A 16,457-nucleotide genomic window follows, 5' to 3' on the forward strand; every position below is an offset into this window, starting at 1 on the left:
CTGCGCTGTCCGCCGAGTTGGGCACGCCGATCGTGGTGCCCGACGGACGAGGGATCCGGCTCAGCCGTGCCGGCGCCAGCCTCGCCGAGGCGGCACGCCGAGCGCTGTCCGAGTTGGCCGCCGGGGTGCGTCAGGCCGCCGGCGAGGCCGACCCCGAACGCGGGCAAGTGGTGCTGGGGTTCCTGTACACGCTCGGCGAGCGGCGGGTGCCCGCGCTGTTGCGGGCGTTTCGGCAGGAGCACCCGCGCGTCCGCTTCAGCCTCCTGCAGGGCGGCCATGAGGAGTTGCTCGAGCATGTCCGCAGCGGGCGCGCTGACTTGGCGTTCACCTCGCCGCTGCCGGGGCCCGGCGAATTCACCGGGACCCTGTTGGAGGAGCAACAGTTGGTGCTGACCGTGCCGACCGGGCATCATCTGGCCACCAGGAGATGGGTGCGGATGACCGCACTGGCCAGCGAGACGTTCGTTGGCCTCAAGGCGGGCTCCGGACTGCGCGAGGTGACCGACCAACTCGCCCGCGCGGCCGGTGTAACCCCGACGTTCGCCTTCGAGGGCGAGGAGGTGGATACACTGCGCGGCCTGGTCGCGGCCGGTCTGGGCGTCGCCGTGCTGCCCGTCGCGGAGCCCGGCCCGACACCGGACGTCGTAGAGATCCCATTGCAGCCCAGAGCAATTCGCCGGATCGGCTTGGTCTGGGACAGCGACCGCCCGATGGCCCCGGCCGTGCGGTCTTTTCGCGATTTCGTGTCGCACGCATAGCGCGTTCGATTCTGTTCCAAGCCGCATCAAAGAAAGGGCAAGGATCCGTCAAGTGGCGTTCGGGAATCTAGTCGTGTCCGTCACGGCCCATCCACCAGGGAGACACGATGCAGGTCAAGAAGTACATCGCCGCAGCCGGTTTGGCCGCCGGTTTGTTGGCCGCGTCCAGCGGCATCGCCCAGGCGGACGCTGCGGCACCTGTGGGCTTCTGGAAGACAAGAGACGGATCCGAACAGCTGTTGGTGAGCGGAAGCGGGTGCTCGCTGACCAACGCCGCAGGGGTACCGACCAGTTCGGGGCCGTGCAAGTGGACCCCGTCCTCTCGCGGCGGCATCCTGACCATCATGAGCAGCCAGACCCATTCGCCGGCGCCGGTCTACTTCAGCGTCGTGTGGGTGAACGACTCGACAATCACCGTCCAGGGCGACGTGTTCTACCGGCAGTAGGGAGAACGTCGCTTCCGCGATACCGACGGTGCTGAAAAACGGTGTGGATAGCCGTTTTTGGTCCTCCGTGAAAAGTGTTGCGCGCAGGCGATCAGGCACAACGGCAAGGCCATCCGTCGAGGCCATCATGGTCGTAGCGCCGAATCGCCACCTTGGTAAAGGCCGACGATGACCGTCGCAAACCACGACACCGGCCACTTAGGGTGCTACCAGGGCGGGCGCTCGCGGGGTGATCGACCATCGGTCGGGCACCGAACGCCGCGCCGCGTGGAACGACATCAACGGTCGCGTTCGTCGACCTGGACGCGAGGAGTGCACATGGCAAGGAACCGCTACGACATCCCGCCGGAAGACCACTGGGGTCCACCGCTGGCGCCGGGCCCGCACCAGGCGCCGTCGGCCCCCAGGAAGCGCTCGGTCGGCAGGAGGATCCTCGCAACTCTCGGCGCGGTCATTGTGTTCATCGCAGCGAAGGTGGGGCTGCATATGGTGATGGATGATCACCATGATCGTCCGTCCGACAAGGGCTTCGAAGGCTTCGACTACGCGATCGGCACCTGCCTGAACCTCTCCAAAGCCGGCATCATGGTCAAACCCGGCGACGTGAGCGTGGAACCGTGCTCATCGGCGACGGCACTGGCGAAGGTCGCACAAAAGTACAAGGGCGCCAAGAACTGCCCCAACGACAACTACGGAACGCTCGAGGGGGGCGGCAGCGGCCTTTGCCTGCAGGACAACTTGACCGTCGGCAACTGCTATCACCAGACCATCGTTTCCCACCTGTTCGCGCCGACCGCCTGCACGCCCGGAATAATCGACTCGACCTTCAAGGTCGCACTTCGGCGCGACGGTGTGAATGACCCCGGCCTGTGTACTGGCGATCAGCAGGTGGTCAACTTTCCCGAACCTGCACTGACCTACTGCCTGGATGTCCTGGTGCGTAAGCCGTAGCCGCAGCGCATCGGGTGGGGTGGCGGTTGACCCACCACCCCACCGTCACACCTGTGCCAGTTCGCGCCAAATCCTGCGCTGGGACACCGGCTTTGGCTCGGGAACCCTCGGCGGCCACAACAGGCGCATCCCCGCTTCTTCGGGCGTGAGGTCGGCCTTGAGCTGGTTACACACCAAGCACGCCGCAATCAGGTTCGCCCACGAATTCGGGCCACCACGCGACCTGGGCAGGATGTGGTCGACGGTCGTCGCGAAATCCCCGCAGTACCCACACGTGTTGCTGTCGCGGCGCAGCACCGCGGTCACCGACGCGACCGCGTGTTCGTCGAGATCTCGGTAGGGCACCAGCACGTACCGGTTGAGCACGATCACCGCCGGCAGCGGTACCGCCAAGCGGGCGGAGTGGATGATCGCGCCCGATTCGTGCGACTGGTGGATCCGCGCCTTGTCCTTGACGACCAGCACGATTGCGTTCTCCCACGACACCAGATCCAGGGCCTCGTAGGACGCGTTCAATACCAGCACCGCTGGGTAGTCCACCATCCCACGGCCCTCCTTTCTGCGGTGCTTTTAAGCGAGCTGGTTGCTGGATTCGAGCCTGTGTCAACGGGTTTGACGTGCCCCTGGCAGGACTCGAACCTGCAACCTGCCGGCCCGGAACCGGCCACTCTCTCCGTTGAGCTACAGAGGCCTGACCGCCTGCGGGTGCGACGATCCTTGCGGAGACGGTGGGATTCGAACCCACGGGCGGCTCTCACGCCGCCACCGCGCTAGCAACGCGGCCCGTTCAGCCGGACTCCGGCACATCTCCCGACAACGACGCCTGACGCGCCTACCGCGCCACCGGAGGGACTCGAACCCCCAACCCCCTGATTCGTAATCAGGTGCTCTCTCCGTTGAGCTACGGCGGCCAAGCCCGCGCACCGACATCATTCGGAGAGAACGGAATCAGATCCGTCGACTCGATCGCGCCCATGTCGGGAGCGGTTCGTTGCTCCGGCGGGAATCGAACCCGCGACGGCCAAGATTATGGGTCTTGCGCTCTGCCAACTGAGCTACGGAGCGATGCTGCAACTGCGGAAGGTGGGAGGGTCAAGCGCTGGGAGATGGTGCCCTGGGAGGGATTCGAACCCACACTGGCCGGTTTCTAAGACCGGTTCCTCTTCCAATTGGGATACCAAGGCGGAAAGCGATTTTCACGGCTGCCCGTCCAGGGCTCGAACCTGGAACCTCCCGGGCCAGAGCCGGGCGCATCTACCGAAATTGTGCTAACGGGCAATTACCGGTCTGGGCTCGTTGCCCAACAGCCAGTCAACGGGGTGGCCGGGCCCGAGGGAGTCGAACCCCCAACCTCCGCCACTTCACGGCGGCGCTCTGCCACACTTGAGCTAGAGCCCGATCGGTCGGGGTAACAGGATTTGAACCTGCGGCCTTCCGCTCCCAAAGCGGACGCGCTACCAAGCTGCGCCATACCCCGATGCTGCGCGGGCTTCGGCCGCACTGCGGCGGCGATCCTTGCGCGCAAGCTGCCCGCTCAGGACTCGAACCTGAAACCTCCCGGTCCAAAGCCGGGCGCAGCTACCGAATTGTGCTAGCGGGCAATTGTTCTGGGGAGAGTCACGGCGCCTGGGCAATGCGGGCGGGGAAAGTTGTGTTCAGCCAGGCTGTGCCAGGATGTGCCCCGCCAGGGATTCGAACCCCAAACCTCCGGCTTAAAAGGCCGGAGCTCTACCAATTGAGCTAGCGAGGCGCTCTTAGGTAAAGTGCGCTCCCCCACCAGGATTCGAACCTGGACAACCCGATCAACAGTCGGGCATTCTACCGAGTTGAATTACAGGGGAAAGCTTGCATGCCGAGGCACCGGTTTCGACAGCACGGGCGACAGGACTTGAACCTGCAACATGCGGCTTTGGAGACCGCCGCTCTTCCAGTTGAGCTACGCCCGTCCATGGCGACCGCCCCGGGCGGGCCGGCCCACTGTGCGCCATGCAGGACTCGAACCTGCACACCCCTAACGGGCACCCGGACTTGAGCCGGGCGCGTCTCCCAAATTCCGCCAATGGCGCGATCAGCATCCACTGTGTAGTTATCAAGTGTTCACGTCCGCCGAGCGGACAAGCGGAACCAAGTAGACACCCGAAAGCATGCGCCGTCAACAGCATAAATTGTTGTCCGACAAGCAGTTAAAGCTGAAATTGGGTGCGCTGAAATCTAGGCATGTCCCGTGACGCGCCTAGCAGCAGATTTACGTGCAGCAAATTTTTTCGAGAATTCTTGGCGGCCTGCCTCCCGACCCGGCCGCGCGCCTATTGAGGCGCCAGTTCGTCGAGTGGAGCGGGAGCACGGCTGCTGGTTCGTGACGCGCAGATTCCACGCCAAGGAGACCGACCTGAGGCTACTCAGCTCGGTCTCGGCATTAAGCATCACGAACACGGACATCCCTCAACGGTAACAGGGCCGGTCAACCCGGTTTCTGTCGTCGGCGCCGTCAGATCACCTGAAAGTAGGGAATCGCTTCGGCGTGCTCGCCGTCTCCAAGTAGCTCGAAGACGACCTTCACTCGCGTGCCGAAGAGATCCGCCTCAGGGTCGGCATCGGGAAATGACGTCCACCACCACGGACCTTCGTCAAGTTCGACGATTCCGACGGGGAGCCGATCCACCGAACCATCGGAACCGCGGCGATGCACAACCGACCAGCTGACGATCGTCCCCGTGCCGGCGGCGCGCACATTGACGTAACGGGACGGTTCGTTCGTTACGTCGAACTGCGGCGGCAGGATCTCGCCGGTATGGGTGTCTTTGACGAGTAGGAACTCACCCCGTTTAGTGCCATCGAGGAAGGCAGCTGTTGCTTCATCACGCTCAATCGCGAACGCAGGCATTCTGATTCACATCCCTTTAGTTACTTGTCGGTGCCGAGGACGAGCGTGGAGTGGTAGTCGAGGATGCCCCCGTTGCCGGAGACGAGCACGCGATCGTGGTTGTCTACCTGACGCTCTCCGCCCTGGCCTCGAGCTTGCACCACCGCTTCGTGCAGCGGGGTCATGCCCCACATGTAGAACGCGCTGAGCTCTCCCCCACCGGTATTGAACTTGATCTTGCCGTTCGGGCCGATCATGCCGGGCTCGGCTACCGCCGGACCGCCCTCCCCTTTCGCGAAGAAGCCGTAGTCCTCCAGCGTGATCAACGCGGTGTAGCTGTAGCAGTCGTAGATTTGCGCGACACCGATCTCATCCAGGCTGGTGTCGGCCATCTGCAGCGCGCGGGGACCCGATTGTGCGGCGCCGCTGACGAGGCCGAAATCGTCGTTGCGAAGACCGGACTTGCCGGGATGCGCTTGCGCCCAACCGAGCACCCGTACCGGAGGCTGGCGAAGGGTCCTCGCCCGCTCCAGCGACGTGACGATGATCGCCACACCGCCGTTGCTGACCAGACAGCAGTCGTACAAATGGAAGGGCTCGGCGATGTAGCGGCTGGCGTGGTACTCCTGCAGCGTCAGCGGTGTGCCGCAGAACTGCGCGATCGGGTTGAGCTGCGCCCATTCGCGCTGGGCCACGGCGATATGGCCCAACTGGTCTTGGGTGGTCCCGTATTTCTTCATGTGCCGCCGGGCTGCGAGCGCATACATCGTGGTCGGTGAGGTGATGCCGTTGGAGGCGGTGAGGCCGACCCAGCCGCGCGGAACGGACCTGGCAGCCGTGTACGCCGCCGAAGAGCTTGATTTCTCCTTCAGCGGGTTGTCGGCCCAGACCACCGCGATCGTCGTCGCCATGCCCGCTTGCACGGCCATCGACGCGTATTGGACCATCTGCGCTGCGGTTGACCCAAAGCCCTGCATCGCCGTCAGCACCTTGAGGTCGACCAGTCCGAGCGCACCTTGCAGGTCGATACCGAACCCTGCCCTGATTCCGCCTGAGACCATCAGGCCGTCGATATCGGCGAGCTCGATCCCCGCATCGGTGGCGGCCAGGCGGACGGCTTGCGCGGCGAACTGGCGGGCGGTTCTGCCGTAGACCTTGCCCTGTTCGGTGATTCCGAGTCCGGCGATGGCCGGCCTGATGTCAGTCATGAGTCCTGCTTTCCAGTTGATGACTTCGATTCTCGCCGTGACTATCTCGGTATGTAAACGACCGACTGGCACACCCGCACGTGTGCCTTTGAGACATCTGCCGTCGTCGGCGAATGTCGCGAACGGAAACCTGCCGATGTCGACATTCGTGATTTACACGCTCTCCCCGGCAATCAACTATGGAGTAATGGCAATCAGCGTGGACGAACGCACCGAGTTGAAATCAGCGGTTCGAGAACTGCTGCACGACAGATGCACCGAGGCCGACGTGCGGCGGGTGATCGACACCGACGAGGGGTTCGACGGACAGTTATGGCGGCAACTGGCCGAGCAGGGGGTCACCGGTGTCCTGGTCGACGACGGGTACGGGGGCGTCGGCCTGGGCCCGCTCGAAGTCGAGACGGTCGCCGAGGAGATCGGGGCAGCGCTGCTTCCCTCACCGTGGTTGTCCAGCGCGGTGCTGACCGTCGCGCTGATTCAGGCGGCGGGTTGCGAGGACGACCAGCGCCGGCTGCTACCGGGTCTCGCCGACGGCACGTCCATCGGCACGGTCGCGGTCACCGGTGAACGCGGGACGTGGACCCCCGACGGCGTCACCGTCCAGGCCAGTGCCGACGACACGCTCTCGGGTAGTGCGCACTATGTCACCTGGGGGCAGGTCGCCGACGTCATCCTGGTCGTCGCCGACACCGCAGACGGCATCGGCGTATTCGAAGTGGCGCCGGACGCTGACGGGTTAACGCGCTCCATGGCAACGGTTTTCGATCCAACAGTGCGACTGTCGACGTTCACATTCCAAGACACGCCGGCACGACGGCTGGGGACCGCGGGATGGGGTGCCGTGCAGGACGCGCTGGACTTCGCGTCGATCGCCCTGGCTGGAGAGCAGGTAGGCGGATCGCGCCGGATCTTCGACATAACAATCGATTACCTCAAGACGCGGATCCAGTTCGGGCGTGCGATCGGCAGCTTCCAGGCGCTCAAACACATGGCTGCCGATCTGCTGCTGGAAAACGAATCGGCGATGTCTGCGGCGCACCATGCGGCCGCGACGAAAGCCGCACAGAGCGAGAAGTCCATCGGGGCAATCGCTCTGGCCGGATTCGTGTGCGCCGAAACCTACGAGTCCACCGCCATGCACGCGATCCAGCTGCACGGCGGGATCGGGTTCACCTGGGAACACCCGGCGCACCTCTTCCTTCGCCGCGCCCGCACCGGCATGCAGCTGTTCGGGGCACCCGCACTCTACCGCGAGCGCTACCTCGTCTCGAAAGGCGCATGAAATGTCCGCAAACCCATTACCCACTTTGCCCACCGCCGAGCAGCTACGTGCCGAAGTCCGCGAGTGGCTCGCGCGCAACTGGACCGGACTTTCCAAATCCGAAGATCCGTGGAGCAGTTCGCCGGAGCGGATCGCCTGGCTGGAGAAGGTCGTCGACGAAGGCTATGCGGTACCCACCTACCCAACCGAATGGTTCGGCCGCGGGTATCCCACCGACCTCGCTGCTGTCATCGTCAAGGAGTTCACCGCCGTCAAGGCGCCCGGTGCCGGGCAGGACAAGTACAACATCCCAGCCAACACCACGTTGAAGCTGGGCTCTGACGCACTCAAACACCAACTGCTGCGGGACTTCCTGGTCGAACGTGCCCGAACTTGTCTACTGTACAGCGAGCCGGGAGCGGGATCGGACCTTGCCGGTGTGCGCACGACGGCGATCAAACACGGCGACCACTGGGTTGTGAACGGGCAGAAGGTCTGGACGTCGGGGGCAAAAACCGCCGACTACGCACTTCTGATCGCCCGCACCGATTGGGATGCGCCCAAACACAAAGGGCTCAGTTTCTTCCTTCTGCCGATGAAACAACCGGGTATCGACATCAGGCCGTTGGTGCAGATCACCGGGGAGTCCCACTTCAACGAGGTGTTCATCACCGACGCGACCGTGCCCGACGAGAATCTGCTCGGCGGGGAGGGTAACGGCTGGCGCTCCCTGCAGACCGCACTGGCCTATGAGCGGTCCATCATGGGCGACACCGGACGCACCTCGCGTAATCGATCGCGTGCCGACGACCTCATCGCACTGGCGCGCGAACACGGCCGCCTCGATGACCCGGCGGTCCGGCGTCGGCTCGCCAAGGTCCTGGCGATGCGAGAACTCAACGCGCTCAACAACGCACGCGCAAAGGCCGCCACCACGCAGGGCACCTCGAGTTCGATCATGTCGCTGGGAAAACTCGCGATGTCGAGGATTCTGCACGGCGAGGCGCGGATGAAAACCGAACTGATCGGAGCCCAAGCGCTGTTGTCCGGCAGTGACAACCCCGAGGCCGACGACGTCAACTTCCTTGCCCTCAATGCGTTTTTCACCTCGATCGGTGGCGGCACCGATCAGATCCAACGCAACATCATCGGGGAGCGTGTCCTGGGACTGCCCAAGGAGCCCGAGGCCGACCGTGACATTCCTTTCCGCCAAGCCCGCCGGAGCTGATTCATGACAACGACCGCCAACTACGACCCGCCGCTGTCAGGAGTCCAGGTCCTCGACCTGTCCTCCGGCCCGATGACAGCAGTGGCCCGTCTGCTCGCCGACCTCGGCGCGCACGTCACCGCGGTAAACCTGCACGGCGTCACCGCCGACAAGACGGCCGGACCGCGGGTAGGCGCGGTGCACGTCGCGACCGCGATCAACCGGCACGGCGTCACCGGCACCGACATCGACCCGACGAGCGGACAGGGCCGCCGCCGATTAGCTCGGCTGCTCGGCAATGCGGACATTCTCATCGAGGACACCGCGCCAGGTTCTCCGGCCGAAAAGCTGTTGGCTGTCAACATGATTCGCGCTGAGTATCCGTCCCTGGTGATACTGTCGATCAGCGACTTCGGCCGCGACACCGACTACAACCGGTGGCAGGGCACCACACCGGTGTTCCACGCACTGACGAGCGAGCTGTCACGGTCGGGAGTTCCGGGCCGTGTGCCCCTGGTGCCACCGGGTGAACTCCCCTACCACGTCGCTGCAGCGCAGGCGGCGATGATGACCGTGGCCGTGTTCCTGGACCGGTTGCGCACCGGAGCAGGCGACCTCATCGACTTCTCCCTCGTCGAGGGCGCCATGCAAGCGTTGGATCCGCCCTTCGGTACCGCCGGCACCGCGTCAGCGGGAGTGCCGGTGAGTGCCCAACGGCGAGACTGGAACGCTGAACGCCAGCGGTACCCGATCATCGCGTGCAAGGACGGTCACATCCGGCTCTGCATACTGGCAACACGGCAGTGGCGCAACATGTTCGAGTGGATGGGCCGACCCCAGGAGTTCGCCGACCCCGCCTACGACAAGCTGCACGTGCGCTTCAAATCTGTGGAACTGCTGGCGGCAATCGGGCGCTTCTGCGCCGACAAGACTCGCTCGGAATTGGAGATCGAAGGGCAGCGACATGGTGTACCGACCGCCGCGGTTTTAACACTGGCGGAGGCACTGGCCACCGAACAAGTCAAGGAACGTGGGTTCTTCAGAGAAGTGGAACTCGCCCCCGGAGTCGTGGCGCCAGTTCCAGTGGGTATCAGCGAGATTGACGGTTGGCGGGCAAGCGCCCTGAACGCACCGGAGTCCAACCGGCCGCGACCGACCGAAGCGCCGTTGTTGGCCGGGCGCCACCGTCGCGAACAGGGGCTGCCGCTGGAAGGAATCCGGGTGCTCGACCTCGGTGTCATTGTGGTGGGCGCCGACACCGGACGATTGTTCGGTGATCTGGGAGCCGATGTCATCAAGATCGAAGATGCCGCGCACCCGGACGGGCTCCGCGGCGCCAGCCAGACGGCGATGACACAACCCTTCGCCGCCGGGCACCGCAACAAGCGGTCAATCGGCATCGACCTGCGCACCCCGGAGGGCAGGGAACTGGCCCACCGCCTAGTCGAGACCTCCGACGTCGTCCTGAGTAACTTCAAACCCGGCGTCGCCGCCACGCTCGCAATGGACTACCAGACACTCAAGTCGATCAACCCCGGCATCGTGGTCGTGGACAGTTCCGCGTTCGGCCCCACCGGTCCGTGGGCCAAGCGGCTGGGCTATGGACCTCTGGTCCGGGCGGCTGCGGGATTTACCCACCTGTGGGTCTATCCCGATGAGCCAGAAACGTTCTGCGACACCGTGACTGTCTACCCGGATCACGTGTGCGCCCGCGTCGGGGCCCTGGCGGCGGTGGCCCTGCTGCTGCGGCGAGAGCGCACCGGCACCGGCGGTGCAGCCAGCATCGCTCAGTCCGAAGTAATGCTCAGCCATCTGGCAGCTGACATCGCCGCAGAAGTGCTTCATCGGCGTGGGCACCCGCCGGTTGAAGGCCCGTTACATGACGCGCCGTGGGGGGTGTTCCCATCGGCGGGTGAGGACCACTGGGTCGCGATCACCGTGCGAGGCAACAGCGACTGGCAGGCTCTGTGTGAGGTGATCGGCCGACCGGACCTCGCCGCCGATGCCGACTTGTCCGGCCCGGCCGACCGCGACCGCGACCGAGACCGCATCGACGCGACCGTGCGCGCCTGGACCGCCGGCCGGTCCGGTCTCGAGGCAACAGAACTGCTGCAAGCTGCGGGTGTTCCGGCCGGCGCTGTACTCCATGCCGTCGAAGCTCCCTCGTTCGACTACTTCGTTCAGCGGCGGTCATTCCGCGAGGAGCTGCATCCATATGCACCAGAACCGTTTGCGATGGAGAATGTTCAGGTCCACAGCGAGTGTGTGCCCGACCCACCACTGGATCAGGCTCCGCTGCTAGGCCAACAAACCCGAGAGATCGCCGCGGAACTTCTCGGACTCGACGACGCCGAAATCGATGCGCTCATCACGCGCGGAGTGCTCCAAGCGGCACAAGACTTCGCCGCGGCGACACAACACTAGCGGCCAGGCCACCGGCATCTCGTACCATTCGGTGGACCACCGCATCAACAAGTAGTTCGGGCGTAACCGTCTTGGATATCGATTTCACCAGGCTCAGGTATTTCGTCGCGGTTGCAGACGAACTGCACTTCAAGCGCGCCGCGGACAAACTGTCGATCACGCCACCCCCACTGAGCAAGCAGATCAAACTCCTGGAGAAAGAGCTCGGCGCACCCCTGTTCGAACGCAGTTACCACGAGGTTCGCTTGACCCCGCTCGGTCAGACGCTAATCGGACCGGCGCGCGAAATCCTGCGGCAGGTAGACGATTTGAAAGCCATCGCAGCGCGAGCGACCATGGGATTGGCGCCCATCCGATTTGGCGCGACCGCGTACGCACCCTCCGACCTTCTCGCGCAACTAGAAACGGTCCTGGCCGACCTTCCGAGCCCGACCGAGTTCAGCCTCCCGGGTTCGGCCGCCGAAGTGACCGCCAAACTGGTTTCCGGGCACCTCGATTTGGGACTCATCCATCTGCCCGCCTCCGACAAACGCCTGCGCCACCGAATCGTCGCCAGCTACCAGGGCGCCGTGGCGGTCCGCGCCGACGATCCTCTCGCGGACAGGTCGATCGTCGCGATCGAAGAACTCCGCGACCGTGAGGTGGTCATCGACTTCGCACGACCCAACCCGGTGGTGCTGGCCAGCTTGACCCGCCTGCTCAACGCGCGCGGCATCCACCGCATCGTGCGGTCAACCAACCAGCGCGGCGGCGAGCTTGAGATGGCTACGCAGGTGTTCAACCGTCATCTGGTTGCGGTGGTCAGTTATGCACCCGAATCCTTCATCGGAAGAATGTTTTCGCCGCCAGAGTTCAAACTCATCCCGATCGATGAAAGTAACTGGGAGCCGGCCAAGATCGCGTTGGCGTGGGTCCCCGATCGGCTACAGCGACGGCTGCCCGAGACCGAGCACCTTGTGGAACTCATCGCGGACCGATTGGGAGGTGTCAACGGCGGTGCCTGATTCGGGTGTGCATCAGCCAGCGCCCTTGCCGTTGTCGACGCGGTAGACGGCGCCGTGAACGGCGGCCGCGGCTTCGCTGGCCAGAAACGCGATCACGTTGGCGACATCGTGGGGCTGCATCATGCCGCGCGGTGCGGCCGTACGCATGATCAGGTCGTAGTTGGGGTTCTCCGGGGCACTGAACCGCTCGATCTGCGGGGTCAGCATCCCACCCGGGCATACCGCGTTGACGCGCAACCGATCCGCCGTGTACTCCACGGCCAGGGCACGGGTCAACCCGATCAACCCGTGCTTGGCCGAGCAGTAGCCGGCCGAATACGCCTGCCCCTCGACACCGGCGATGGAGGCGACGTTGACGATGTTGCCGCCGCGAGCAAGTAGGTGCGGAAGCGCGGCCCGGGACAGGTAGAACGGCCCGTTCAGGTTGACCGCGAGGTCTTGTGCCCAGTCCTCGTCGCTCATCGACTCGGTCCGGCGCATTGTGTGCCGCCCGGCGATGTTGATCAGCACATCGAGCCCGCCGAACTGTGCGACGCACTGCTCGACCGCGGCGCGGCAGGCCTGGGCCGAAGCCACATCCACCAATGCGTACGCACCGCCCTCGATGTCGGCGAACACCTCGGCGAGCCGATCGGCGTCTCGTGCGATGCCGAAGACCGTCGCGCCCTGCCGGGCAAGCAGACGCGCAGTTTCGGCGCCCAAGCCCGACGAAGCGCCGGTCACCAACGCGATCTTGCCCTGAAATGCTGCCACCCTGCGCCTTTCGAATTCCGCTGACGAGCGGCGGCTAGAAATTCAGCCCGGAGAACATGATCCGGCCAGGATCATACTTCTGCCGCACGGCGCTGAGCCGGGACAGATTCTGGCCGAAGTACCGCGACGGAGGCTGGTTCGCCTCGAGATAGTTCACATAGCCGCCGACCGAATACGGTTGCACCGCTTGGTGCGCGGTGTTGAGCCAGCCGGTCGCCGCGGACGGGTCACCCGAGTTTTCGACGTACCACTGCACCAGTGCGGACTGCCGACGCCACGGAAACGCGGTGGCCCCCGGTGCCACAGTCGCCAGGGCGCCGTCGAGCGCATGCATGATCGCCAACATACGGCCCGCCCCGCGCGGAAAGGCATTGACCGCCGCGGCGATGCCCTGTGCGGCGGCCGGGGTGAGTGTGGTGAAGACATCGGATCCGCCGACATAGCCGACCGGTGCCGGGTTGAGATTATTGACGGCCAGATACCTGACCATGTCCAAATGGTTGAAGGTGTGCTTCTCGGTCCCGATCGGTTGCACGCCAACGGCTTTGGTGATGGCGGCTCCCACACTGTCACCCGACCCGGCCGGGCAGGTCGCCAGAATACGGCAATGCGTGCCCATCGGGTCGACGGTGGCGTCGGCCAATGCCCAGCTGTTTGTGTCCGCGGTACGCAGCCAATTCTGCCAACCGACCAGAACCTGCGCGAACGACTGCGGCGGGAAATTGAGGTCGACGGCGTCGAGGTCCTTGGTAGGGAACGTGGCAAAGGTCAGCGAGGTCGTCACGCCGAAGTTCCCGCCACCGCCGCCGCGCAACGCCCAGAACAGGTCTGGGTTGCTGGCGGCAGAGGCGGTGACCGCTTGGCCGCCGGGCAGCACCACCGAGGCTGACGTCAATTGGTCACAGAGCAGACCCGCGTGCCGGGAATTGCCGCCCATCCCGCCACCCAGGGCATGCCCGGCGGCACCGACCGTCGGGCAGGTGCCCGTCGGGATGCCCCGACCGGCCCCGGCCAGCACCTGGTGGATTGCGTACAAACCGGTCGCGGGCGTCACCGTGACCTGCCCGCTGCCGGCGTCGTAATTGATTTCCCCGGGCAACTGACGCAGGTCGAACACCATGGTGCCGTTCGCCGTGGACGCCCCGGTATAGGAATGCCCGCCGCTGCGCGGAGCGACCTTGAGGTTGTGGGCAGCAGCGAACGCCATCGCCTTTTGCACGTCCGCCGCCGACGTCGGGGTAACGATCGCGGCCGGCGTCGAGCTGCTGTAGTTGGTGTTGAAAACCTGCTTGGCCGTTCCGAATTGGGGACTGCCCGGTTGTAAGACCCGCCCGCCCAGCGCAGCGGAAAGCCCCTCCAACCCGGACGTACTCGGATCGGCGGCACCCCGGACCGGGCCGAAGACCGTACCGGCGGCCAACGCTCCGGCGGCAGCCCGCAGAAACGTTTGTCGCGAGATTTCACGCGCCAACGTCGGGCTCCCGCGTTTGCGTCATGTCCCGCATTGTCACCACGGGACGACACGATCGCGGTGCCGCGCGACGTGTCGCGTGACAACTGAAACGTAGGCGAACCTTTTCCGTTACCTAACCGGACAAAGGTGCGTGCCCGCTGGGCCGCGTGGGTAAGGGAGGGGCTACGGCATCCTCGGCAGGCTCCTCGCCCTCCTTGGAGTTTTAATTCGATTGGCTGGCAACGCATTTAGTCGCGCCGGGAGGCAGATGTCGGCGAATTCCAATGCACTTTCTCTTATTTGGCTCACATCAATTGCACACGTGCGACCGCTACGGCCCGGCATGCCCGGCAACCGATCATCCGAATCGGGTATCGCAGGCCCGCTCAACGATTTACTATCGGGCGGGGATCCGGTACCCGGTCATCTGGGTCGGGGCTTTTGGGGGGAGAACGATGAAGCACGTATCCGACATTTTCGCCATTCCGCTGCAGGATGAGGCGCATCTGATATACGCGCCGTTGCACGGGGTCGCGTTCGCGGCCACGACGGGACTCGTGAGTGAGCTTCATCGGGTACTCGCCGGTGCGGGCGGCGACGAGAGCGTCGTCGCGCTCGCCGAGGAGACCGGGCTCACCCGAGTGCCGCTTCTGCCGGTCACCCAACACGGGGGCGACCCATCGCCGACAGAGGTCACTCTGTTCCTGACAACCGCGTGCAACCTGCGCTGCACTTATTGCTATGCGTCTGCGGGTGATGCTCCGGCGACCTACATGACGATGGACGTCGCCAAGCGGGGGATCGACTTCGTCATCGACAACGCCTTACGCATCGGTGCGCCGTTCGCCAGCGTGAACTTCCACGGTGGCGGGGAACCAAGCGTGCACTGGAACCTGATGACCGAAGCCGTCGCCTACGCCCGCGAGCGGGCCGGCGACCTCGAGATCGTCGCCGCCGCGGCCAGCAATGGCGTGCTCACCGACCGGCAGATCGACTGGATCATCGCCAACCTGAACGGCGGGGTGAGCTTGTCGTTCGACGGTCTGCCCGAGGCGCACGACCAGCATCGGCGGACGGTCCGGGGCACGGGCTCAAGCGATCAGGTCATACACACGATGCGACGTTTCACCGATGCCGGCCTCCCCTACGGCATACGCATGACGGTCACTGCCGACCAGATCCCGCTGCTGCCGGATTCCGTCGAGTTCGTGCTGTCGAACTTCACACCGACCCGGCTGCAGGTCGAGCCGGCGTACCAGCTCGGCCGGTACACGGGGAAGCCCGACGCCGAGACGGAAGAATTCATCGCCGCCTACCGAATTGCGCAGGAACGCGCGGCGCGCTACGGCCACGAGATCTACTACAGCGGCGCCCGGGTCGGCGTGCTGACCAACCACTTCTGCGGTGTCAGCCAGGACAACTTCTGCCTCACCCCGGCGGGCAGCGTGTCGTCCTGCTACGAGGCGTTTTCCGAGGAAAACGAATTCGCCGACGTGTTCCTCTACGGCACGTCGGGCGATGACGGCTTCTCGTTCGACATGGACGCGCTCGACCGGCTGCGTGGGCTCGGCGTTGAGAACCGGTCATTCTGCGACGGGTGTTTCGCCAAATGGAACTGCGCCGGCGACTGCTACCACAAGGCGCTCGACGCCAACGGGCGCGGCGAGTTCGCCGGCTCGCAGCGCTGCCACATCACCCGCGAGCTGGTCAAGGACCAACTCCTCGCCCGCATCGCCGGATCCGGCGGACTCATGTGGAGCGACACCGACCGCCAAGCCTGTGCAATCCACGGAGGTGACGATGCCTGACATCACGCTGCCCTGGCCCGAGCTGCCGCGCCGGCGTCGAGACGACAGCCAGCCGAAACCGCCTGTGCCGCACTATGAAATCCAATGGGTATGCAACGAAGGCCCCCCAGGGCCGATCGAGGTGTTGCCCGTCACCAAACCGCCGTGGGGCGCCGAGGCCGACCGGCGTGGCTTCCTCGGCGCGGGTATCGCCTCCTCGGTCGCGGCCGCCATGCTGTTGAGCGCATGCGGCGGCGGCAAGAAGTCACCGGCTCCAACAACGACCACCACGACGACGACAACGACCACGACGACCAGAACCACCACAACCACGCCGTCCAC

13 protein-coding genes, 13 tRNA genes and 1 pseudogene are annotated in these 16,457 nt (G+C 64.9%); 9 read left to right on the forward strand and 18 right to left on the reverse strand.

Going from position 1 to position 16,457, the window contains the following annotated elements; all coding sequences use genetic code 11:
- The 3 genes from VML93_RS11100 to VML93_RS11110 all read left to right on the forward strand — a co-directional run.
- On the forward strand, positions 1–758 hold a 758-nt coding region (locus VML93_RS11100; protein ID WP_325610510.1), incomplete at its 5' end, for a LysR substrate-binding domain-containing protein.
- 107 nt (positions 759–865) lie between these two features.
- Positions 866–1,204, forward strand: coding sequence for a hypothetical protein (locus VML93_RS11105; RefSeq protein ID WP_325610512.1), 339 nt, complete (start codon positions 866–868; stop codon positions 1,202–1,204).
- 318 nt (positions 1,205–1,522) lie between these two features.
- Entirely contained in the window at positions 1,523–2,155 is a 633-nt protein-coding gene (locus tag VML93_RS11110; RefSeq protein ID WP_325610514.1) for an LppU/SCO3897 family protein, read from the forward strand.
- Positions 2,156–2,200: 45 nt separating this feature from the next.
- Here VML93_RS11110 and VML93_RS11115 read toward each other — a convergent pair whose 3' ends face one another.
- From VML93_RS11115 to VML93_RS11190, 16 genes are all read right to left on the reverse strand, one after another.
- Positions 2,201–2,698, reverse strand: coding sequence for an HNH endonuclease (locus VML93_RS11115; RefSeq protein ID WP_325610516.1), 498 nt, complete (start codon positions 2,696–2,698; stop codon positions 2,201–2,203).
- Between the two features lie 75 nt (positions 2,699–2,773).
- Positions 2,774–2,846: transfer RNA gene (locus tag VML93_RS11120), tRNA-Arg, on the reverse strand.
- Between the two features lie 29 nt (positions 2,847–2,875).
- Positions 2,876–2,966: transfer RNA gene (locus VML93_RS11125), tRNA-Ser, on the reverse strand.
- A gap of 27 nt (positions 2,967–2,993) precedes the next feature.
- Positions 2,994–3,066 (reverse strand) — tRNA-Arg (locus VML93_RS11130).
- Between the two features lie 80 nt (positions 3,067–3,146).
- Positions 3,147–3,220 (reverse strand) — tRNA-Met (locus tag VML93_RS11135).
- Between the two features lie 42 nt (positions 3,221–3,262).
- A tRNA-Leu gene (locus VML93_RS11140) sits at positions 3,263–3,339 on the reverse strand.
- A gap of 18 nt (positions 3,340–3,357) precedes the next feature.
- Positions 3,358–3,433, reverse strand: a tRNA-Gln gene (locus VML93_RS11145).
- 42 nt (positions 3,434–3,475) lie between these two features.
- Positions 3,476–3,553 (reverse strand) — tRNA-Phe (locus tag VML93_RS11150).
- Between the two features lie 5 nt (positions 3,554–3,558).
- A tRNA-Pro gene (locus VML93_RS11155) sits at positions 3,559–3,632 on the reverse strand.
- Positions 3,633–3,681: 49 nt separating this feature from the next.
- Positions 3,682–3,756: transfer RNA gene (locus VML93_RS11160), tRNA-Gln, on the reverse strand.
- A gap of 76 nt (positions 3,757–3,832) precedes the next feature.
- Positions 3,833–3,905, reverse strand: a tRNA-Lys gene (locus VML93_RS11165).
- Between the two features lie 18 nt (positions 3,906–3,923).
- Positions 3,924–3,996 (reverse strand) — tRNA-Asn (locus tag VML93_RS11170).
- Between the two features lie 32 nt (positions 3,997–4,028).
- Positions 4,029–4,101 (reverse strand) — tRNA-Trp (locus tag VML93_RS11175).
- 34 nt (positions 4,102–4,135) lie between these two features.
- A tRNA-Leu gene (locus tag VML93_RS11180) sits at positions 4,136–4,221 on the reverse strand.
- 422 nt (positions 4,222–4,643) lie between these two features.
- Positions 4,644–5,039 (reverse strand): OB-fold domain-containing protein, encoded by a 396-nt coding sequence (locus tag VML93_RS11185; RefSeq protein WP_325610517.1) that lies wholly within the window; start codon positions 5,037–5,039, stop codon positions 4,644–4,646.
- A gap of 20 nt (positions 5,040–5,059) precedes the next feature.
- Complete coding sequence (locus VML93_RS11190; protein WP_325610519.1) at positions 5,060–6,226, reverse strand: thiolase family protein; 1,167 nt, start codon at positions 6,224–6,226, stop codon at positions 5,060–5,062.
- A 187-nt stretch (positions 6,227–6,413) separates the two neighbouring features.
- On the opposite strand from VML93_RS11190, the gene VML93_RS11195 reads away from it, so the two are divergent.
- The 4 genes from VML93_RS11195 (at position 6,414) to VML93_RS11210 (ending at position 12,122) form a co-directional block, all read left to right on the forward strand.
- Entirely contained in the window at positions 6,414–7,508 is a 1,095-nt protein-coding gene (locus tag VML93_RS11195) for an acyl-CoA dehydrogenase family protein (RefSeq protein WP_325610520.1), read from the forward strand.
- 1 nt (position 7,509) lies between these two features.
- Positions 7,510–8,715, forward strand: coding sequence for an acyl-CoA dehydrogenase family protein (locus tag VML93_RS11200; RefSeq protein WP_325610521.1), 1,206 nt, complete (start codon positions 7,510–7,512; stop codon positions 8,713–8,715).
- Positions 8,716–8,718: 3 nt separating this feature from the next.
- Positions 8,719–11,118, forward strand: a complete 2,400-nt coding sequence (locus VML93_RS11205) for a CoA transferase (RefSeq protein ID WP_325610524.1) — start codon at positions 8,719–8,721, stop codon at positions 11,116–11,118.
- Between the two features lie 71 nt (positions 11,119–11,189).
- A complete protein-coding gene (locus VML93_RS11210; protein ID WP_325610526.1) occupies positions 11,190–12,122 on the forward strand; it encodes a LysR family transcriptional regulator in 933 nt (310 codons plus the stop codon).
- A gap of 12 nt (positions 12,123–12,134) precedes the next feature.
- Here the strand turns inward: VML93_RS11210 and VML93_RS11215 are convergent, their stop codons facing one another.
- Complete coding sequence (locus VML93_RS11215) at positions 12,135–12,875, reverse strand: SDR family oxidoreductase (protein WP_325610528.1); 741 nt, start codon at positions 12,873–12,875, stop codon at positions 12,135–12,137.
- Between the two features lie 34 nt (positions 12,876–12,909).
- Positions 12,910–14,346 carry an FAD-binding oxidoreductase gene (locus tag VML93_RS11220; RefSeq protein ID WP_325610530.1) on the reverse strand — a complete coding sequence of 479 codons (1,437 nt, stop codon included), beginning with the start codon at positions 14,344–14,346 and terminating at the stop codon, positions 12,910–12,912.
- A gap of 437 nt (positions 14,347–14,783) precedes the next feature.
- Here VML93_RS11220 and VML93_RS11225 point away from each other — a divergent pair, with 437 nt between their 5' ends.
- Together VML93_RS11225 and VML93_RS11230 are read left to right on the forward strand one after the other, a co-directional pair.
- Positions 14,784–16,136 (forward strand): radical SAM protein, encoded by a 1,353-nt coding sequence (locus tag VML93_RS11225; protein WP_325610532.1) that lies wholly within the window; start codon positions 14,784–14,786, stop codon positions 16,134–16,136.
- A pseudogene (locus VML93_RS11230) lies at positions 16,129–16,457 on the forward strand (hypothetical protein); the annotation flags it as partial. The gene VML93_RS11225 and the pseudogene VML93_RS11230, both read left to right, overlap by 8 nt.

This window comes from Mycobacterium sp. (assembly GCF_035499775.1).
GTDB lineage: Bacteria > Actinomycetota > Actinomycetes > Mycobacteriales > Mycobacteriaceae > Mycobacterium.